The 19,672-nt window shown below is 74.2% G+C and carries 15 protein-coding genes and 1 tRNA gene; 8 read left to right on the top strand and 8 right to left on the bottom strand.

What is annotated here, in order from left to right:
* The first annotated feature begins 57 nt into the window (after positions 1 to 57).
* Positions 58 to 777: an SDR family NAD(P)-dependent oxidoreductase gene (locus ACIOHG_RS16370; protein WP_400950579.1), complete on the top strand. Its 720-nt coding sequence runs from the start codon at positions 58 to 60 to the stop codon at positions 775 to 777.
* 29 nt (positions 778 to 806) lie between these two features.
* Here ACIOHG_RS16370 and ACIOHG_RS16365 read toward each other — a convergent pair whose 3' ends face one another.
* Together ACIOHG_RS16365 and ACIOHG_RS16360 are read right to left on the bottom strand one after the other, a co-directional pair.
* A complete protein-coding gene (locus tag ACIOHG_RS16365; RefSeq protein ID WP_400950576.1) occupies positions 807 to 3,062 on the bottom strand; it encodes a heavy metal translocating P-type ATPase in 2,256 nt (751 codons plus the stop codon).
* 57 nt (positions 3,063 to 3,119) lie between these two features.
* Positions 3,120 to 3,386: a heavy-metal-associated domain-containing protein gene (locus tag ACIOHG_RS16360; protein WP_400950574.1), complete on the bottom strand. Its 267-nt coding sequence runs from the start codon at positions 3,384 to 3,386 to the stop codon at positions 3,120 to 3,122.
* 183 nt (positions 3,387 to 3,569) lie between these two features.
* Between ACIOHG_RS16360 and ACIOHG_RS16355 the strand changes: the two genes are divergently transcribed.
* Positions 3,570 to 4,742, top strand: coding sequence for a PP2C family protein-serine/threonine phosphatase (locus tag ACIOHG_RS16355; RefSeq protein WP_400950571.1), 1,173 nt, complete (start codon positions 3,570 to 3,572; stop codon positions 4,740 to 4,742).
* 61 nt (positions 4,743 to 4,803) lie between these two features.
* On the opposite strand, the gene ACIOHG_RS16350 is transcribed toward ACIOHG_RS16355, so the two are convergent.
* The gene (locus tag ACIOHG_RS16350) at positions 4,804 to 6,492 is read right to left on the bottom strand and encodes a bifunctional 3'-5' exonuclease/DNA polymerase (RefSeq protein ID WP_400950569.1); all 1,689 of its coding nucleotides are present in this window, start codon (positions 6,490 to 6,492) and stop codon (positions 4,804 to 4,806) included.
* 190 nt (positions 6,493 to 6,682) lie between these two features.
* Between ACIOHG_RS16350 and ACIOHG_RS16345 the strand changes: the two genes are divergently transcribed.
* Complete coding sequence (locus ACIOHG_RS16345) at positions 6,683 to 8,710, top strand: M3 family metallopeptidase (RefSeq protein ID WP_400950566.1); 2,028 nt, start codon at positions 6,683 to 6,685, stop codon at positions 8,708 to 8,710.
* Positions 8,711 to 8,799: 89 nt separating this feature from the next.
* Here ACIOHG_RS16345 and ACIOHG_RS16340 read toward each other — a convergent pair whose 3' ends face one another.
* On the bottom strand, positions 8,800 to 10,086 hold the full coding sequence (locus ACIOHG_RS16340; protein WP_400950564.1) for a glycoside hydrolase family 5 protein: 1,287 nt from the start codon (positions 10,084 to 10,086) through the stop codon (positions 8,800 to 8,802).
* Between the two features lie 114 nt (positions 10,087 to 10,200).
* On the bottom strand, positions 10,201 to 10,821 hold the full coding sequence (locus ACIOHG_RS16335) for a TetR family transcriptional regulator (RefSeq protein WP_400950561.1): 621 nt from the start codon (positions 10,819 to 10,821) through the stop codon (positions 10,201 to 10,203).
* A gap of 148 nt (positions 10,822 to 10,969) precedes the next feature.
* On the opposite strand from ACIOHG_RS16335, the gene ACIOHG_RS16330 reads away from it, so the two are divergent.
* Positions 10,970 to 12,187 (top strand): acyl-CoA dehydrogenase family protein, encoded by a 1,218-nt coding sequence (locus tag ACIOHG_RS16330; RefSeq protein ID WP_400950558.1) that lies wholly within the window; start codon positions 10,970 to 10,972, stop codon positions 12,185 to 12,187.
* A 69-nt stretch (positions 12,188 to 12,256) separates the two neighbouring features.
* Here ACIOHG_RS16330 and ACIOHG_RS16325 read toward each other — a convergent pair whose 3' ends face one another.
* Together ACIOHG_RS16325 and ACIOHG_RS16320 are read right to left on the bottom strand one after the other, a co-directional pair.
* Positions 12,257 to 13,102 carry an enoyl-CoA hydratase/isomerase family protein gene (locus ACIOHG_RS16325; protein ID WP_400950556.1) on the bottom strand — a complete coding sequence of 282 codons (846 nt, stop codon included), beginning with the start codon at positions 13,100 to 13,102 and terminating at the stop codon, positions 12,257 to 12,259.
* A 102-nt stretch (positions 13,103 to 13,204) separates the two neighbouring features.
* Positions 13,205 to 13,762: a GNAT family N-acetyltransferase gene (locus tag ACIOHG_RS16320; RefSeq protein ID WP_400950620.1), complete on the bottom strand. Its 558-nt coding sequence runs from the start codon at positions 13,760 to 13,762 to the stop codon at positions 13,205 to 13,207.
* Between the two features lie 91 nt (positions 13,763 to 13,853).
* Between ACIOHG_RS16320 and ACIOHG_RS16315 the strand changes: the two genes are divergently transcribed.
* Positions 13,854 to 14,468 carry a TetR/AcrR family transcriptional regulator gene (locus ACIOHG_RS16315; RefSeq protein ID WP_400950553.1) on the top strand — a complete coding sequence of 205 codons (615 nt, stop codon included), beginning with the start codon at positions 13,854 to 13,856 and terminating at the stop codon, positions 14,466 to 14,468.
* Positions 14,469 to 14,618: 150 nt separating this feature from the next.
* Here the strand turns inward: ACIOHG_RS16315 and ACIOHG_RS16310 are convergent.
* Positions 14,619 to 14,691: transfer RNA gene (locus ACIOHG_RS16310), tRNA-Arg, on the bottom strand.
* Positions 14,692 to 15,424: 733 nt separating this feature from the next.
* Here ACIOHG_RS16310 and ACIOHG_RS16305 point away from each other — a divergent pair.
* The 3 genes from ACIOHG_RS16305 (at position 15,425) to ettA (ending at position 19,626) form a co-directional block, all read left to right on the top strand.
* Positions 15,425 to 16,051, top strand: coding sequence for a single-stranded DNA-binding protein (locus tag ACIOHG_RS16305; protein WP_400950550.1), 627 nt, complete (start codon positions 15,425 to 15,427; stop codon positions 16,049 to 16,051).
* Positions 16,052 to 16,322: 271 nt separating this feature from the next.
* The gene (locus tag ACIOHG_RS16300) at positions 16,323 to 17,750 is read left to right on the top strand and encodes a Cys-Gln thioester bond-forming surface protein (protein ID WP_400950548.1); all 1,428 of its coding nucleotides are present in this window, start codon (positions 16,323 to 16,325) and stop codon (positions 17,748 to 17,750) included.
* Positions 17,751 to 17,961: 211 nt separating this feature from the next.
* Entirely contained in the window at positions 17,962 to 19,626 is a 1,665-nt protein-coding gene (ettA, locus tag ACIOHG_RS16295; protein WP_400950545.1) for an energy-dependent translational throttle protein EttA, read from the top strand.
* The last annotated feature ends 46 nt before the right edge of the window (positions 19,627 to 19,672 follow it).

The following is a 19,672-nucleotide window of genomic DNA, read 5'->3' as shown; positions in this document are numbered from 1 at the left end:
TCCGGTACGGACCGCCTGCCACCCGCGGCGCGGCGAACGGTCAGGGAGGAGCGCGCAGTGGCCAGGAACGTCGTCGTCACCGGTGGGGGCACCGGCATCGGGCTGGAGGTGGCCCGGCGCTTCGCCGAGGCCGGCGAGCGGGTGGTGATCGTCGGGCGCCGCCCCGGTGTGCTGGACCGGGCCGCCGAGGAGATCGGCCCCAATGTCACCCCGCTGGTGTGCGACCTGGCCGACCCGGACGCCGTCGAGGCCGCGCTGGACGCCCTGCCCGCCCGGATCGACGTGCTGGTCAACAACGCGGGCAGCCGGGAGACCGTGATCGGCGCCGGCCCGCACGCCGTACTGGCGCGCTGGCGCGGCGACTTCGAGCGCAACGTGCTGACCGCCGTGCTGCTCACCGAGTCGATCCGGGACCGGCTCACCCCCGGTTCCGGCCGGGTGGTCACCGTCTCCTCGATCGCCGCGCTGCGCGGCGCCGGCTCCTACGGGGCCGCGAAGGCCTCGCTGCACGCCTGGAACCACTTCCTGGCCGCCCAGCTCGGCCCGTCCGGGATCACCGCGAACATCGTGGCGCCCGGCACCGTCTCCGGCACCGAGTTCTTCGGGCCGCGGCTGGACGACGCCGAGGTGTCCCGCCGGGCCGCCCGGACGCTGCTCGGCCGGATCGGCGAGTCCGGCGAGGTCGCCGCCGCCGTGTGCTTCCTCGCCTCGGCCGAGGCCGGGTTCATCACCGGCGAGATCCTGCACTGCAACGGCGGCGAGCTGCTCGGCCGCTGACGGCGGGTCGGCGGGCGCTCGGCGGGCGCTCAGCGGGCCTGGAAGGTGCGCAGCCGCAGGCTGTTGGTCAGCACGAAGACCGAGGAGAAGGCCATCGTCGCGCCCGCGATCATCGGGTTGAGCAGCCCGGCGGCGGCGAGCGGGATCGCGGCGACGTTGTAGGCGAAGGCCCAGAACAGGTTGCCCTTGATGGTGGCCAGGGTGCGGCGGGAGAGTCGGATCGCATCGGCGGCGGAGCGCAGGTCGCCGCGGACCAGGGTGAGGTCGGCGGCCTCGATGGCGGCGTCGGTGCCGGTGCCGATGGCCAGGCCCAGGTCGGCCTGGGCGAGCGCGGCGGCGTCGTTGACGCCGTCGCCGACCATGGCGACGGTGCGGCCCTCGGCCTGGAGGCGGCGGACGGTGGCGACCTTGTCCTCCGGCAGCACCTCGGCGATCACGTCCTCGGCGGGGATGCCGACCTCGGCCGCCACCGACTCCGCGACCAGCCGGTTGTCGCCCGTCAGCAGCACCGGCCGCAGGCCCAGCGCCCGCAGTTCGGCGATCGCCTCGGCGCTGGTGGGCTTCACCGCGTCGGCGACCTCCAGGACGGCCCGGGCGGCGCCGTCCCAGCCGACCGCGATCGCGGTCCGCCCGGCGTGTTCGGCCGCGGCCTTGGCGGTGGCGAGAGCCGCGGGGAGGGCGGCGTCGGCGAGCAGTGCCTCGCGTCCGGCGACCACGGCGTGCCCGTCGACGACGCCCTGCACGCCCAGGCCGGGGACGTTGCGGAAGTCCGTGACGGCGGGCAGCGGGCCGAGGCGTTCGGCGGCGGCGTCCGCGACGGCGCGGGCGATCGGGTGTTCGGAGGCGTGTTCCAGGGCACCGGCCAGCCGCAGGGCCTGGTCCTCGGTGGTGCCGTCGGTGGTGTGGACGGCGAGCAGTGCCATCCGGCCGGTGGTGACGGTGCCGGTCTTGTCCAGCACCACGGTGTCGGCCTTGCGGGTGTTCTCCAGGACTTCGGGGCCCTTGATCAGGATGCCGAGCTGGGCGCCGCGTCCGGTGCCGACCATCAGGGCGGTGGGGGTGGCCAGGCCGAGGGCGCACGGGCAGGCGATGATCAGCACCGCGACGGCCGCTGTGAACGCCTCGGTGGGGCTGTCGGTGGCCAGCAGTTGGCCGACCAGGGTGCCCAGGGCGATCAGGACCACGGCGGGCACGAACACGGCGGAGACCCGGTCGGCCAGGCGCTGCGCGGCGGCCTTGCCGTTCTGCGCCTGCTCCACCAGCTCGGCCATCCGGGCGAGTCGGGTGTCGGCGCCGACCCGGGTCGCCTCGACCACCAGCCGGCCGCCCGCGTTCACCGTCGCGCCCGTCACGGCGTCGCCGACCGCGACCTCGACGGGGACCGACTCGCCGGTCAGCATCGAGGCGTCCACGGCCGAACTGCCCTCGACCACCAGGCCGTCGGTGGCGATCTTCTCCCCGGGACGCACCACGAACCGGTCCCCGACGGTGAGTCGGGCCACCGGCAGCCGGACCTCGCGGCCCTGCTGAAGGACCGTCACCTCCTTGGCGCCGAGGTCGAGCAGGGCGTGCAGGGCCGCGCCGGCCCGGCGCTTGGAGCGGGCCTCCAGCCAGCGGCCCAGCAGGATCAGCACGGTGACGGCGGCCGCGGTCTCCAGGTACAGCGCGGAGGAGGCGTCGGCGGCGCCGGCGGTGAGGCGGAAGGAGTGCCGCATCCCGGGCATGCCCGCGTGGCCGAAGAACAGTGCCCAGACCGACCAGCCGAACGCGGCCAGGGTGCCGAGCGAGACCAGGGTGTCCATGGTCGCGGCGCCGTGCCGCGCGTTGGTCCAGGCGGCCTTGTGGAACGGCCACCCGCCGTACACCACGACCGGGCCGGTGAGCGCGAAGGCCAGCCACTGCCAGTTGTCGAACTGCAGGGCCGGGACCATCGAGAGCAGCACCACCGGCAGGGCGAGCGCCGCGCTGATCAGCAGCCGCTCGCGCAGCGGGTCCGGGGCGGCGCCCGGTTCGGCGGCGGGCTCGGGCGCGGCCGGCGGGGGCGGCAGCTCGGCGGTGTAGCCGGTCCGCTCCACGGTGGCGATCAGGTCGGCGACGGCGACGCCGGGGCCGAAGTCCACCCGGGCCTTCTCGGTGGCGAAGTTGACGCTGGCCTCGACGCCGTCCATCCGGTTGAGCTTCTTCTCGATCCGGGCGGCGCAGGACGCGCAGGTCATCCCGCCGATCGAGAGCTCGACCCGCTCGCGCGGACCCGCCGGGGCGGCGGGATCGGTGGTGGTGCTCATCGGCTCGTCCGCTCCTGTCGGCGTGCTTCCGGGGGCCTGCGCATGGGGACGGACGGCTCAGGCGGCGCGGCCGACCAGTTCGTAGCCGGCCTCGTCGATGGCGGCCGCGACCTGCTCGTCGCTGAGCTGCGGCTCGGCGGTCACCGTGACGGTGCCGGCCTTCGCGTCGGCGGCGACCGAGGTGACGCCGGGGAGCGCGGAGACCTCGCCGCTGATCGCCTTCTCGCAGTGGCCGCAGCTCATGCCGCTGACGGTGTAGGTGACGGTGCTGGACATCGGGGACCTCCGGGAACGCGCTCGTGCTGTACCGACCCGTAACACCATACCCCCACGGGGTATTTCGGCAGCGGGGTGGGGGCGCTCCGGCGGACCCGTCCCGCCGTCCGGTTCCCGAGGGTAGTCCGCGCCGGGCCGCGAACCCCAACGGCACCGAGGGTGGTCCATCCCGGTTTCGCACCGTTTCGCCCGGACGGAGCAGGGCCGTCGAAGGTCCGATATGTTCGGAAGGTGCACCTTCGACGCCGGGACCGCGGACCGGACACCGGGAGCCGCGAACTGGCACCGGACCGGCGCCGGAACGCACTGCTCGCCGCCGACCTCCAGGACCTCTCGTTCCTGCGCCGGGCCGCCCCCGCGCTGCTCGCCGTGCTCGGCGTCGGCCTCGCCGACTACGTCGCCGGGCAGGAGCGCTACCTCGCCCCGCTGATGGTCGTCGTCCCGTCGATCGCCGCCCTCACCCTGCGGCCCCGCGAACTCCTGCTGGTCTGCCTGCTCGGCCTGATCGCGCTGCTCGGCCTCAGCTACCACGACGAGGTCGCCGACTTCAACGACAGCCGCTTCCTGTACGGCGCGATGGTCAGCTACGTCGCCGTCACCGCGTTCAGCGCCTGGGTCGCCGAACTGCGGATGCGACGAGCCGCGGCCTTCGCGGCCGTCAGCTCGGTCGCGGAGGCCGCCCAGCGGGCGCTGCTGCGCCAGCCCGAACCCGTGGTCGGGCCGCTGCGGCTCGCCGCCCGGTACGTGTCCGCGGCGGACGCGGCCCGGATCGGCGGCGACCTGTACTCCGTGCTCGACACCCCGCACGGCACCCGGGTCCTGGTCGGCGACGTCCGGGGCAAGGGGCTGGGCGCGGTGCAGACCGCCGCGGTGGTGCTCGGCGCGTTCCGGGAGGCCGCCTACGACGAACCGCGGCTCTCCGCCGTCGCGGCCCGGATCGAGGCCAGCATGCACCGGCACGTCCCCGACGGGGAGTTCACCACCGCGCTGTTCGCCGAGTTCCGCGAACCCGGGCGGATCGAGCTGCTGCACCTCGGGCACGTCCCGCCGATCAGGGTCGGGGCCGACGGCCGCACCGAGAACCTGGAGGCCGCCGACCCCTGGCTGCCGTTGGGCCTCGGCCACCTCGCCCCCGGCGAGCCCTGCCCCGTGACCGTGCCGTTCGGCCCGCAGGACGTGCTGGTGCTGTGCACGGACGGCGTGGTCGAGGCGAAGGGCGGGCCCGGCGGGGAGTTCTACCCCCTCGCCGACCGGGCCGGGCCGCTGGTCCACGACGGCTGGCGCTCCCTGGCGGAGCTCGACGCCGCGGTGGGGCGGCTGTACGGGGACCTGCTGGGGCACGCGGGGGGCGCGCTGGGGGACGACGCGCTGCTGCTGCTGGTGAGCAGGCCGGAGGCGGTGTGAGGGGGTGTCGCCGGGCCGGGGGATGGGCCGGTCCGGCGACGGGGCGAGCCTAGCGGGTGGGTCATTTGGCGTCGGCGTAGCAGTCGACGACGGCGGTGGTGAGGGGGAAGCGGACCGGGGTGGTGCCGAAGACCAGGGCGGTCGCCTCCTCGGCGGCCTCGGCGACGGCGGCCGTCACCGCGTCGGCCAGGTCGGCCGGGGTGTGCACCATCACCTCGTCGTGCTGGAAGAACACCAGGTGCGGCCGGTCCGGGCCGGAGCGCAGCGCGGACAGCCGGCGGCGCAGCGCGGCGAGCAGGGCCAGCGCCCAGTCCGCGCCGCTGCCCTGGATGACGAAGTTGCGGGTGAACCGGCCGCGGGCGCGGGCCGAGCGGCCGCCCGCCTCGCCGGACTCCGGGGTCTCGGTGAGGTCCAGCCAGTCCGCGGACGGCGGCGGGCAGACCCGGCCCAGGCGGGAGGTGACGACGCCGCCGTCCTCGCCGGTGCGGGCCGCGGCCTCGACGTAGCCCATCGCGGCCGGGTAGCGGCGGCGCAGCGTGTTCAGCAGCGGGCCGATGCCGCCGCCGGTCTGGCCGTACATCGCGCCGAGCAGGCCGAGCTTGGCCTTCTCCCGGTCGCCGTGGAACGCGGACGCGGCGAGCGCCGCGTACAGGTCGCCGCCGTCGGCGGTGCGGGCCAGCCCGGTGTCGCCGGACAGGGCGGCCAGCACCCGGGGCTCCAGCTGGGCGGCGTCCGCGACCACCAGCAGCCAGCCCGGGTCGGCGACCACCGCGCCGCGCAGGGTGCGCGGGATCTGCAGGGCGCCGCCGCCGCGGGAGGCCCAGCGGCCCGTCACCACGCCGCCGACCACGTACTCGGGGCGGAACCGGCCGCCGCGCACCCAGGCGGACTGCCAGGCCCAGCCGTGCGCGGCGTGCAGCCGGGACAGTTCCTTGTAACGGACCATCAGGGCCGCCGCCGGGTGGTCGACGGACTTCAGCTCCCAGGAGCGGGTGGAGGAGAGCTGGATGCCGCGGTCCGCGAACGCCTTGATCACCTGGGTGTGCGAGTCCGGGTTGAACGGCCGGGAGCCGAGCGCCCGCTGGACCTCCACGGCGAGTTCGGCGAGCCGGGCCGGCTGGGTGCCGGCGATGGCCGGGCGCGGGCCGAGGAGTTCGGTGAGCAGCGCGTCGTGCACGTCGGTGCGCCAGGGCAGGCCGTCGTGCGCCATCTCGCAGGCCAGCAGGGCGCCCGCCGACTCGGCCGCGACCAGCAGCCGCAGCCGGGCCCGGGCCGCCGCGTCCCCGATCGCCGCGAGCCGTCGCAGCTGCTCCGCGTGGACGGCCACGGTGGCCTCCAACGCATCGGTGCCGGGCGGGAGTTGGAGCCGGTCCGGGGCGAACAGGCCGTCCTCGTCGGGCAGCGCGCCCTCCGGCAGGTCGGCCGGCACCGGCAGGCCGCGCAGCCGGGCCCAGGCCGCGCCGAGCGAGCGCGGCGCCCCCAGCCGGCCCTCCCGGCCCAGCAGCAGGGCCTCGGTCAGCCGCAGGTCGTGGCAGCGGGCGAGCCGTTCCGGCAACCGGCCCAGCAGTGGCCCGTACGCGGTGTCGGCCGTCGGCCAGACCCAGCGCGGGGCGTGCGCGGCCTCCACCGCGGCGACGGCCTTGGCCAGCCGGGGCGCGGGCTCGGGCGGGCCGAGCGGCGCGCCGTCCTCGCCGAGCGGCTGCAGGCGGCCGCCCGGGCCGTGCGGATCGGGCACCAGGGCGTAGCGCACGGGCGGCTCCCCTCTCGGTCGGTGCGTGCACGGGACGTCCGGCGCCTGCACGGGGCGCGGACCCGTCGACGTTAGCCGCTCGCACCGACAACGGGCCCGGACGGCGCGGCGCCGGGCCGGTGGGGACGCCGACCGGCGGATCGGCCTGACGGTGTTCCGCCACGGCCCGGCGGCCCGTAATCTCCCCGTCATGAGCGACAACCCCTTCTTCTCGCCCAGCACCCTGGTGTACGAGCTCCCGCCCTTCGCCGAGATCCGGGAAGAGCACTACCGTCCCGCGTTCGAGCAGGGCATGGCCGAGCAGCTCGCGGAGGTCGCGGCGATCGCCGCCGACCCCGAGCCGCCGACCTTCGACAACACCGTGGTGGCGCTGGAGCGTTCGGGGGCGGTGCTGCGCCGGGTGTCCGCGGCCTTCTTCAACCAGGACTCCTCCGACACCACCCCAGGCATCCAGCGACTGGACGCGGAGATCAGCCCCCTGCTGGCCGCGCACCACGACGCCGTCCACCTCGACCCGGCCCTGTTCGCCCGGCTCGACGCCCTGCACGCGCGGCGGCACGAACTCGGCCTGGACGCCGAGTCGCTGCGCCTGCTGGAGCGCCGGCACACCGCGTTCGTCCGGGCCGGGGCCCGGCTCGACGCCGACGGCCAGCGGCGGCTGCGCGAGATCAACACGCAACTGGCCGCCGACGGCGCCGCGTTCCGCAAGAACACCCACGAGGCCTCGCTGGCCGGCGCGGTCGCCGTGGACAGCGCCGCCGCGCTCGACGGCCTGCCCGCCGCCGCGGTCGCCAACGCCGCCGAGAACGCCCGCGCGCTCGGCCAAGGCGGGCAGTGGGTGCTCAGCCTGAAGAACTTCTCCAACCAGAGCGAACTCGCGCACCTCACCGACCGCGCCCTGCGCGAGCGCCTGCTCACCGCCTCGCTCCGCCGCGGCCTGGACACCAACGGCCCGCTCGCCGCCCGGATGGCCGCGCTGCGCGCCGAACGCGCCGCCCTGCTCGGCCACCCCACGCACGCCGCGTACGTGGTCGCCGACGAGACCGCCGGCACCGTCGAGGCGGTCGGCGCGATGCTGGGCCGCCTGGTCGGGCCCGCCGTCGCCAACGCCCAGCGGGAGGCCGCCGACCTGGCCGCCGCCGCGGCCGCCGACGGGGTGACCGAACTCGCCGCGCACGACTGGGCGTTCTACGCCGAGAAGGTGCGGGCCGAGCGCTACGACGTGGACACCGCGGCGCTGCGCCCCTACTTCGAACTGGAGCGGGTGCTGCGGGACGGCGTGTTCTACGCGGCGAACCTCGCCTACGGCCTCCGCTTCGAGGAGCGCCCCGAGCTGACGGCGTACCACCCGGACGCCCGGGTGTTCGAGGTGTTCGACGCGGACGGCTCCGCGCTGGGCCTGTTCATCGGCGACTTCTTCGCCCGCGAGTCCAAGTGCGGCGGCGCCTGGATGAACGAACTGGTCCCGCAGTCAAGGCTGCTGGGGACCCGCCCGGTGGTCGTCAACAACCTCAACATCGCGCACCCGGCGGCCGGCGAGCCCGCGCTGCTCAGCTGGGACGAGGTGCGCACCCTGTTCCACGAGTTCGGGCACGCCCTGCACGGGCTGTTCTCGGACGTGCGGTACCCGTCGTTCGCGGGCACCGAGGTCCCCCGGGACTTCGTCGAGTTCCCGTCCCAGGTCAACGAGATGTGGATGGTCCGGCCCGAGGTGCTGGCCCACTACGCCCGCCACCACGTCACCGGCGAGCCGCTGGACACCGGGGTGGTGGAGCGGATGCTCGCCGCCGAGAACTACGGGCAGGGCTTCCGCACCGTCGAGTACCTGGCCGCGGCCCTGCTCGACTGGGCCTGGCACACGCTGCCGGCCGGGGCGGAACCGGTCGGGGACGCCGAGGAGTTCGAGGCGCGGGTGCTCGCGGAGGCGGGCGTCGCGGTCGCGGCGGTGCCGCCGCGGTACCGCACCGGGTACTTCAACCACGTCTTCTCGAACGGGTACAGCGCCGGGTACTACGCGTACATCTGGTCCGAGGTGCTGGACGCCGAGACGGTGGAGTGGTTCGGCTCCAACGGGCGTCCGGTGCGGGAGAGCGGCGAGCTGTTCCGGGCGGAGCTGCTGTCGCGGGGCGGGAGCCGGGACGCGCTGGAGTGCGTGCGCGCGGTGCTCGGGCGGGAGCCTTCGATCGAGCCCCTGCTGGTGCGGCGCGGGCTGGAGTAGCGCCCGAGGGTGCTGCGGAGTGCTCGCGCGGTTCCCCGCGCCCCTGGTGGGGCGCGGGGACCTCGTGGGGCCGGGGTGGTGACGGCAGGTCAGTTCCCGGTGAAGACGGGGCCGTAGCCCGGGGCCGGACGGCCGTCCGGGGTGAGGGCGCAGTAGCCGCCGGTGCCGCGGCACCAGTACCACATGGTCCAGGCGGTGGCGAAGGTCCGCATGGCGGCGACCTGGCGGCGGATCAGTTCGGCGTTGCCCGGGGTGGCGGCGGAGGGCGGGCCCCATTCGCCGACCAGGACGGGCAGGTGGTGGGCGCGGGGGTAGGCGGTGATGGCGGCGGTGTAGTCCTCGACGAAGCCGCCGGCGGGGTCCCAGTCCCGGCCGGCCTCGACGGCGGTGTCGTAGAAGTGCGGGGCGTAGCCGAGGCGGTCGGGGCCGGGCCGGGGATCGGTGAAGGCGGGGAGCGCGGTCGGGACGCCCTGGCCGACCAGGACGGTCGGTTCGACGAACAGCCAGGCGTCGCGGTCGGACTGCCGGACGGCGGTGATCAGGCGGCGGTACATGGCGGCGAGCCGGCCCTGTTCGAGTTCGGCGGAGGCGGCGGCGAGGACCGCTGGGTCGGCGGGGTCGCCGTGGACGGGCCCGAAGGGCTCGTTGAACAGGTCGTAGCCGAGCAGGGCGCGCTCGCCGCGCAGTTCGCGGGCGACCGCGCTGTACAGGTCGGACTGGGCGCGCCGCAGGTCGGGGTCGTCGTACAGGTGGCGGAAGGCGGCCTGCACGGAGGGCTGGAAGTAGCCGGCGAACCAGTCGTCCGGGTCCGGGGTGAAGGGCAGGCCGTCGTCCCGGGTGGCCCAGGCGGGGGCGCCGCCGGTGCCGCCGGTGAAGTACTGGCCGTAGACGTCCTGGTGGAAGTCGACGACCGCGTACAGGCGGTACTTCGCGGCCCAGTCGAGGAGTTGGCGCAGCCGGGCGAACTGGGCCCGGTCGTAGCGGCCGCGGGCGGGCTCCAGCCGGGCCCAGGAGACGGCGATCCGGATCAGGCCGAAGCCGTGGTCGGCCAGGTCGCGCAGGTCGGCCTCGGTGGTCTCGTCGTACTTGTCGAGGTTGAAGCCGCGCAGGTCGAGGGGGCGGCCGCGGTGGTCGGTGAGGACGGTGCGGCCGTCGGCGAGGGTGCGGGCGGAGACCTCGCGGGCGTCGAACCGGACGTCCGGCCGGCTGTCGGGTCGGCCGCGGTCGGCGGCGGGCGAGGCGGCGGCGGGTGAGGCGGCGGTGCCGAGGACGGCGGCGACGGCGAGCAGCAGGGCGGTGGCGGAGCGGCGGACGGCGGTGGCGGAGCGGCGGACGCGCGCGGGGACGGGCACGGGCGGCACGGGCACGGGCGGCACGGGCACGGGGCACCTCACGGCGGCGGGTGGGGGCGGGGTGCGCCGATCCTCCCGGAGGCGCACCCGCCGCACAAGAGGTGAGACAGGCTCATGTTTGCTGCGGGGGCGGGGAGTTCAGGACTCCGGGGCGGCCAGCATCGGCGGGAGGTCGGCGGCGGCGGACAGCCGGCCCCAGAGCAGGTCGGCGAGCGCCTGCACCATCCGGGCGCGCGGGCAGGGGCGGGTCTCCAGCCACCAGTCGCCGGCCGCCAGCACCATGCCGGTGATCGAGCGCCCCCAGGTCTCGGAGAGCAGCGGTCCTTCCTGGCCGAGGTCGATCTGCTGCTGGATGGCGCGGGTGATCTCCTCGGCGATCTGCCGCAGCGCGGGCGCCAGCGCGTTGCCCGCCCCGGTCGGGTCGCCGGGCTCGGGGTGGGTGAGCAGCCGGTACACCTGCGGGCGGGACTCGATCGCGGCCAGGTAGACGTCCAGCACGTGCTCGACCCGGTCGCGGCGCTCCAGCGGCTCGTTGAGCGCGGCCCGGACGGCGGCCAGCAGGCCGCTGGTGTGACGCTCCGTCAGGGCGCCGATCAGGCCGTTCCGGTCGCCGAAGTGCCGGTACAGGATGGGCTTGGTGATGCCCGCCTCGGCGGCGATCGCGTTCATGCTGGCGCCCGGGCCCTCGCGCTGGACGACCCGGTCGGCGGCGTTGAGCAGCTGTTCGCGGCGGGGTTCGGGGCGGGGTTCGGTGGTCATGCGCTGCTCCTGGTGCGGGCGGGGGCCGGCGGCTCGGCGGACGTTGACAGCGGTTACCTATCGGTAGCAGACTCGCGGCCATGTTACCGGAGGTAACAGCGCAGTGGCGCGGACCCTCCGGACCGCACCCCGTCTCCTGGAGGCCGACATGACCACCTTCTCGCTCGACCCCGGGCCGGACCAGATCGCCGTCCGCGACTGGCTGCACGGCTTCGCCGCCGACGTCATCCGCCCCGCCGCCGCGGAGTGGGACGAGCGCGAGGAGACCCCCTGGCCGATCATCCAGGAAGCCGCCAAGCTCGGCATCTACTCGCTCGACTTCTACGCCCAGCAGTTCTTCGACCCCTCCGGCGTCGGCATCCCGATCGCCATGGAGGAGCTGTTCTGGGGCGACGCCGGCATCGCGCTCGCCATCACCGGCACCACGCTGGCCGCCGTCGCCGTGCTCGCCAACGGCACCGAGGAGCAGATCGGCACCTGGGCCCCGCAGATGTTCGGCACCCCCGACGACGTCAAGGTCGCCGCGTTCTGCTCCTCCGAGCCCGACGCCGGCTCCGACGTCTCCGCGCTGCGCACCCGCGCCGTCTACGACGAGGCCAAGGACGAGTGGGTGATCAACGGCACCAAGACCTGGGCCACCAACGGCGGCATCGCCCACGTCCACGTGGTGGTCGCCACCGTCGACCCCGAGCTCGGCTCGCGCGGCCAGGCGTCCTTCGTGATCCCGCCCGGCACCCGGGGCCTCAGCCAGGGCCAGAAGTTCAAGAAGCACGGCATCCGCGCCTCGCACACCGCCGAGGTCGTCCTCGACGGCGTCCGGATCCCCGGCCACTGCCTGCTCGGCGGCAAGGAGAAGCTCGACGCCCGCCTCGCCCGGGCCCGCGAGGGCACCAAGGGCGGCGGCAAGAACGCCGCGATGGCCACCTTCGAAGCCTCCCGCCCCGCCGTCGGCGCCCAGGCCATCGGCATCGCCCGGGCCGCCTACGAGGTCGCCCTCGACTACGCCAAGACCCGGGTCCAGTTCGGCAAGCCGATCATCGAGAACCAGGGCGTCGCGTTCCAGCTCGCCGACATGAAGACCCGGATCGACGCGGCCCGGCTGCTGGTCTGGCGGGCCTCCTGGATGGCCGTCAACAACCAGCCGTTCACCAGCGCCGAGGGCTCGATGTCCAAGCTGTACGCCGGTGAGACCGCCAAGTTCGTCACCGCGCAGGCCATGCAGATCCTCGGCGGCAACGGCTTCACCCGCGAGTACCCCGTCGAGCGGATGCACCGCGACAGCGCCATCTACACCGTCTTCGAGGGCACCAGCGAGATCCAGCGCCTGGTGATCGCCCGCGCCATCTCCGGGGCCCCGATCCGCTGACCCTCCGTCGGCCCACCGAACGGCCCGGCGGCGGCGGTACCCACCAGTGCAGCCGCCGCCGTCGGGCTCCTACCCGCGGGGAGCCGGAGCGGCGGGGAAGTCCGGTTCGCGGCGCTCCAGGAACGCGGCCAGGCCCTCGCGGACGTCCGGGGCGGTGCGCGAGGCCCGCTCCCACGGGGCCAGCGCGCCGGCCGCCGCCTCCGCCGGGCCGGACAGCGCGGCCTTGGCGGCGCCCAGGGTCTGCGGCGAGCGGCGGGCCAGCAGCCGGGCGAACTCCCGCGCCCGGCCGGGAAGTTCGGCGTCCGGCAGCACCTCCTCCACCAGGCCGTACCGCTCCGCCCGGTCGGCCGGCAGCAACTCGCCCGAGAACAGCAGGTACTTGGCCCGGGCCGGGCCGACCAGCGCCGCCAGCCGGACCGTCGGCACCGCCGGGTAGACCACGCCCAGCTTCGCCGGGGTGATCCCGAACCGGGCGCCCGCGGCGGCCAGCCGCAGGTCGCAGGCCACCGCCAACTGGCAGCCGCCGCCCACGCAGGCGCCCCGCACCACCGCCACCGTCGGGCGCGGGAAGGCCGCCAGCGCCTCCTCCGCCGCCACGTTCTGCGCGTGGTACGCGTCCGCCGACGCCGGATCGCCGTACACCCCGGCCAGTTCGGCGATGTCCGCGCCCGCCGAGAACGTCCCCGCCGCGCCGGTCAGCAGCAGCACCCGGACCTCCGGGCGGGCCGCCAGCTCCGCCAGCAGCCCCGGCAGCGCCCGCCACATCGCGCCCGTCACCGCGTTGCGCCGCTCTGGCCGGTCCAGCAGCAGCGTCGCCACCCCGTCCCGGGCCACCCAGCAGCGCAGGCCCGCCGCGCCGGCGGGCAGTTCGACGTCCCCCGGGCCGGGGCGGTCGAGGGCGGGAGCAGCGGTCATCGGGGCCTCCGGACGGACGGCGGACGGACCGTCAGCCTTCCACAGGCCGACCGGCGGGCACCATGTGAGCAGGATCAAACGGAGGGGTGGGGAGTCACGGGGTCAGGCGGTGGCGCGGGCGGCCTTCCACTCCGGGGCGAGCATCGACCAGATCTCCAGGTCCAGCCGCTCGCCGAGGTGCTCGGTGTAGCCGCGCAGGGTGCCGTCGTGCTGCATGCCGACCCGCCGGGCGGTGGCCCGGCTGCGCACGTTCACCGTGGAGTTCCACCACTCGGCGCGGTACAGGCCGCGCTCGATCAGCGCGTAGTCCAGCAGGTGGCGCACCGCGGTGGTGACCAGGCCGCGGCCCTGGCCGGCCGGCTCCGACCAGACGCCGATCTCGCAGACCCCGCCCTTGGCGTCGAAGTTCACGAACATCACGCCGCCGACCAGGGTGCCGTCCAGCCAGATCCCGTACAGCCGGCCGCTGTCGCTGCACTGCTTGTCGGCGAACAACTGCAGGGTGGCGCGGGCCGATTCGAGGTCCGTGGTGCGGGTCGCCCACGGGATGAACGGGTCGATGCCGGCCCGGCCCCGGTCGATGTGCTCCAGGAACTCCTGGGCCTGCCACGGCTCCAGCGGGCGGAGTTCGGCGTCCTCGGCGAGCGCGACGGCATACATGGTGATTCCCTCCGACATGCCTGTCCGGCGTACCTGTTCGGCGTACCTGTCCGACATACATAACAAACGTTTGGTAGGTACTCTAGCGCGCATGACACCACCCGCACGCGGCGATCACGAGGCCCGTCGGCGCGAGGTCTCCGAGGCGGTCCGGCGGGTGCTCGCCGCCCGCGGCTTCGGGGGCCTGACCCTGCGCGCGGTCGCCGCCGAGCTCGGCGCCAGCACCGGACTGCTCACCCACTACTTCCCGAACAAGCGGGCTCTGGTGGCGCACGCGCTGGAGGTCCTCGACCGGCAGACCGCCGAACGGCACCGGCCCGCGACCGAGGCCGCCGCCACTTCCCGCGGCCTCGCCGTGCTGCGGGCCGCGCTGCTCGACAACCTGCCGCTGGACGCCGAGGCCGCTGCCGGGAACCGGATCTGGGTCGGCTCCTGGGGTCCGGCGCTCGCCGACCCCGAACTCGCCGCCGAGCACGCCGAGCGCTACCGCCGCTCCCGGCGGCGGATGGCCGAACTCTGCGCCGAGGCGCAGGAACTCGGCGAGCTCCCGGCCGGCGAGGCGCCCGCAGACCTGGCCGCGCGGGCCCAGTCCTTCACCCTCGGGCTGATCGTCCAGGCGCTGCTGGCCCCCGAGGAGTACCCGCCCGAGCGGCAGCGCGCACTGCTGGACGCCTTCCTGGCGGACCTGGCGGCCGGTGGGCGGTAGGGGGCGGGAGGCTCGGTGGGGCGGGGGTTCGGTGCGGGGCCGGGTGTACGGCGCGGGGCCGGGCGGGCGGTGGTTTTCGGAAGGCGGTCGGTCCGCGGGCGCCGGGGGAGCGGTGGCGCGGGGCGATCGCGCCCGGTCGGCGCCGGTGTGCGCCCCCAGCAGGATTCGAACCTGCGACCTACCGCTTAGAAGGCGGGTGCTCTATCCGCTGAGCTATGGGGGCCGGGGTGGTGTCCGTCGGCCCGCTTGCCGGGCCTGGGCCGGGACGGGATGTTCCGGGACAGGATACGGGTGTTCAGTTCCGCCCCCCGGACTTCGGAGCCCGGGCCGCGGTGTGTCGAGCCCCGTGGGGCGGTCCGATAATCGCAGGTAGCGTCGCGGTCCGCAGCGGTCTGCGGGGTATCGGAGCCGGACGTTGTGCAGTCGTTACGGGGCTGTCGGCCGACCCGTTATGGATTCGGTGCGGGCAATCGCCCGGGACGTCCGGCGGGTGGGGGGCGATTTCCGGGGTTCCACCGGTCGGATGACATGGACGGGGCGAGTGCTTCGCCACCCGTTCGGGGTTTCGGCGGTGGTGCCGAGGTGTCCGCCGGGGGTGTCCGGGGCGGCCGGCCGGGGCGGTCAATGGGGCGTCCGGGGTGGGTGTCCGAACGATCGTCGCGGCGGCCCGCCGGGGCGGCGGCGGGGCCCCGGCCTGGGGGTTCTTGTCGTGGACACGCCGTCCAAAGGGGCGGGTTCCGACCGGAAATCAACCGGAATTCACTCGGGCGAGTTATCCGGTTTTTCCACAGGGCGGGGTTTTCCACAGGGCTTCGGAAGGCGCTGGTGCGGGCATTCCGGGCCGGGCAGGATCATTCCGCGGCGGAAATTCCGTCGGCGAATCGAGATCCGTCCGTCGGGCGCTCCGGGAGTGCTCGGAGGGTGTGCGGGGCGGGTCCGGGAGCGGAGGAGCGGAAATGGACGAGGCCCTGGTGACGATGGTCGGAAATGCGGCGTCGGACGTGACGTACCGGGAGACGGCGGGCGGGGTGTCGGTGGCGAACTTCCGGCTCGCGGCGAAGGAGCGCCGCTACGACCGGGAGCGCGGCGACTGGTCGGACGGCGAGACGACCTGGGTGACGGTGGTGGCCTGGCGCCGGCTCGCGGTGAACCTGGTCGGCTCGATCAGCAAGGGCGATCCGGTGCTGGTGAACGGGCGGCTGCGGGTGCGCGAGTGGGGCGAGGAGGGCGCCCGCCGGGTCGAGGTGGAGGTGGAGGCCCGCTCGGTCGGCCACGACCTGTCCCGCGGCACCAGTCTCTTCCGGCGTGCGGTGGAGGCCAAGTCCCCTCCGCCGCAGGGTGGTTCGCCCGCCGACCGGCTGCCGGGCGCCGTCCGCGCCGGGGAGCGCGCCGGGGCGGGCGGGGCGCGGGCGGTGCGCCTGGTGGAGGAGGCGGTTCCGGAGTGGATCGTGGCGGCGGTGGCCCGGCACCGGGCGGAGGCGGCCGTCGCCACGGAGGCCGGGGCCGGGGTCGGATCGGGGGCCGGGGCCACCGGGGCTGCCGGGCCGGGCGGTTCGGGTGCGGCGGAGGAGGTGCTGAACTGACGGATTCCGGGCACTTCCTGAGCCGCGGAGTGCAATCCTGATTGCCGCGGAGCCGTCCCGTGGCTTTATGTCGACACATCAACTTCCCAGCGTGGACCGCTCCTTGATAACAGAACAGCCACAATGTCGTCCTGATTTGCTACGGCCGCCGGGTGGCCGGATCGCGTCAATAGGATGCATCTGGTCCACACACGTGCAGCGGCGCCGCAGGGAGTGCCGCTTTGCAGGGGGCGGGTTGCCGCTGGCACGTCGCCGCCCGGAGGGATCGCACATGTTCCACAAGCAAGGGCGGGTCGTCTCCCGCATAGCAGCTGTCATGCTCGCGTCGGGTCTCGCTGTGGGTTCGGGCCTGGCCGTGTCCGGTACCGCGGCGGCGGCCGACCCCTCCTCGGGTGTCACGGCGAAGCTGTCCTACAACGACGACCATCGCCTGGTCGAGTACGGCGAGAAGTTCGAGCAGCAGTCCACCGCCCGCCCCGGCGACTGGATTCCGGTCACCGCCGGCCAGTTCAAGCTGAAGGTGATCGGCACCGAGACCGTCCTCCAGGTGTACTGCATCGACGTGCTCAACGAGACGCTCAAGGACGCGACCTACCACGAGACCGACTGGGCCTCGACCTCGCTGGGCCAGGCGGCGAAGGTCAAGGCCAAGGCCGGTCCGAAGATCCAGTGGCTGCTGGAGAACTCCTTCCCGCACCTCGACGAGAGTGCGCTCGGCAAGGCCGCCGGCATCGAGGGCCTCACCAAGGACGACGCCGCGGCCGCCACCCAGCTCGCGATCTGGCACTACTCCGACCCGACCATCGTGCTCCGCCAGGTCGACGACAACGCGCGGACCAAGAAGCTCATCGACTGGCTGATCGCCCAGGCCGACGCCAAGGGCGGCGCCGAGGAGCCCAAGCCCTCGCTCGCCCTCGACCCCGCCTCGGTGGCCGGCAAGAGCGGCGACCTGCTCGGCCCGATCACCGTCACCGCGGGCGGCACCGCCGACAACGTCACCGTCGCCCTGGACAAGAAGGGCGCCGACGCGGGCATCACCCTCGTCGACAAGAACGGCGCCGCGGTCAAGAACGCCAAGAGCGGCGACCAGCTGTTCGCCAAGGTTCCGGCCGGTGCGGCCGCCGGCACCGCGAGCGTCACCGCCACCGCCACCGCCACCATCAACCTCGGCCGGGCCTTCGTCGGCGACGACAACGGCAGGCACAGCCAGACCCTGATCCTGGCCGGCACCGACAAGGTCAAGGTCAACGCCCTCGCCACCCTCGCCTGGGCGCCCAAGGGCCCGATCCCGGCCGCCACCGCCAAGGTCGACTGCGCCAAGGGCGCGGTCGTGATCACCGCCACCAACAAGGGCGACCAGGACTGGACGTTCAACGTCGGCGGCAAGGACGTCACGGTCAAGCCCGGCGAGACCCAGGACGTCACCCTGCCGGTCGCCGAGGACACCGCCTACAAGTTCACCGTCACCGGCCCCGGCGGCTTCTCGCAGACCTTCAGTGGCGTGCTGAACTGCAAGACCGACAGCAACACCCTGCCGCCGGTCACCCCGTCGCCCAGCCCGAGCGGCCCCGAGCTGGCCTCCACCGGTGGCGGCATGGGCACCGGCACCACCGCCGCCGTGGCCGGTGCGTTGGTGATCGCCGGTGCGGCCGCGGTCTACCGCCTGCGCCGCCGCGGCCGGCACAGCCGCACCTCCTGACGCGCTGAGCCCTCCCCGGCGAGCCCGCCGGGGAGGGGGCGGCCCCGCTCCCGCTTCCCGGGGGCGGGGCCGTTCGCGTACCGGGCCGCCCGCAGCCGGCGGCCCGCGCGGCCGCCGGCCGGGCCGAAAGGCGTTCGGGGCGGCCCCGGCCTTACGGCACAATGGAAGGCTGCAAGCCGATTACTCACGACGACGCCGGAGCGATCTCAACGTGGCGGAATACATCTACACCATGCGCAAGGTGCGCAAGGCACACGGCGACAAGGTCATCCTTGACGACGTGACGCTCAGCTTCCTCCCCGGGGCGAAGATCGGCGTCGTCGGCCCCAACGGCGCCGGCAAGTCGACCGTGCTGCGGATGATGGCGGGCCTCGACCAGCCCTCCAACGGCGACGCCTTCCTCTCACCGGGCTTCACCGTCGGCATGCTCCAGCAGGAGCCGCCGCTGGACGAGACCAAGACGGTCCTGGAGAACGTCGAGGACGGCGTCAAGGAGACCAAGGCCAAGCTCGACCGGTTCAACGAGATCGCCGAACTGATGGCGACCGACTACTCGGACGCGCTGCTCGACGAGATGGGCAAGCTCCAGGAGGACCTGGACCACGCCAACGCGTGGGACCTGGAGGCCCAGCTGGAGCAGGCCATGGACGCGCTGGGCTGCCCCCCCGGCGACTGGCCGGTCACCAAGCTCTCCGGTGGTGAGAAGCGCCGTGTCGCGCTCTGCAAGCTGCTGCTGGAGCAGCCCGACCTGCTGCTGCTCGACGAGCCCACCAACCACCTGGACGCCGAGTCGGTGAACTGGCTGGAGCAGCACCTGGAGAAGTACCCCGGCACCGTCGTCGCCGTCACCCACGACCGGTACTTCCTGGACAACGTCGCCCAGTGGATCCTGGAGCTCGACCGCGGCCGCGCCTACCCGTACGAGGGCAACTACTCCACCTACCTGGAGACCAAGCAGACCCGTCTCAAGGTCGAGGGCCAGAAGGACGCCAAGCGCGCCAAGCGGCTCAAGGAAGAGCTGGAGTGGGTCCGCTCCAACGCCAAGGGCCGCCAGGCCAAGTCCAAGGCCCGCCTCGCCCGGTACGAGGAGATGGCGGCCGAGGCCGACAAGATGCGGAAGCTGGACTTCGAGGAGATCCAGATCCCGCCGGGCCCGCGCCTGGGCAGCGTCGTCATCGAGGTCGACAAGCTCAACAAGGCCTTCGGCGACAAGATCCTGATCGACGACCTCAGCTTCACCCTGCCGCGCAACGGCATCGTCGGCGTGATCGGCCCCAACGGCGCCGGCAAGACCACGCTGTTCAAGATGCTCCAGGACCTGGAGACCCCGGACAGCGGCACGGTCAAGGTCGGCGAGACCGTCAAGATCAGCTACGTCGACCAGACCCGCTCCAACATCGACCCGAAGAAGACCCTGTGGGAGGTCGTCTCCGACGGCCTCGACTGGATCAACGTCGGCCAGGTCGAGATGCCGTCCCGGGCCTACGTGTCCGCGTTCGGCTTCAAGGGCCCGGACCAGCAGAAGCCGGCCGGCGTGCTCTCCGGCGGTGAGCGCAACCGCCTCAACCTGGCGCTCACCCTCAAGCAGGGCGGCAACCTGCTGCTCCTCGACGAGCCGACCAACGACCTCGACGTCGAGACGCTCTCCTCGCTGGAGAACGCCCTGCTGGAGTTCCCCGGCTGCGCCGTGGTCATCTCCCACGACCGCTGGTTCCTGGACCGGGTGGCCACCCACATCCTCGCCTACGAGGGCGACAGCAAGTGGTTCTGGTTCGAGGGCAACTTCGAGTCCTACGAGAAGAACAAGGTCGAGCGCCTGGGCGCGGACGCGGCCCGCCCGCACCGCGCGACCTACAAGAAGCTGACCCGCGGCTGACACCCGGTCGCAACGCCGGCCCGGCAGGCTGCCCCTCGGGCGGACT

The sequence above is a fragment of the Kitasatospora sp. NPDC088134 genome, assembly GCF_044741705.1.
GTDB lineage: Bacteria > Actinomycetota > Actinomycetes > Streptomycetales > Streptomycetaceae > Kitasatospora.
Note: the sequence above shows the minus strand (reverse complement) of the source record. Positions and strands in the feature narration are given on the sequence as shown.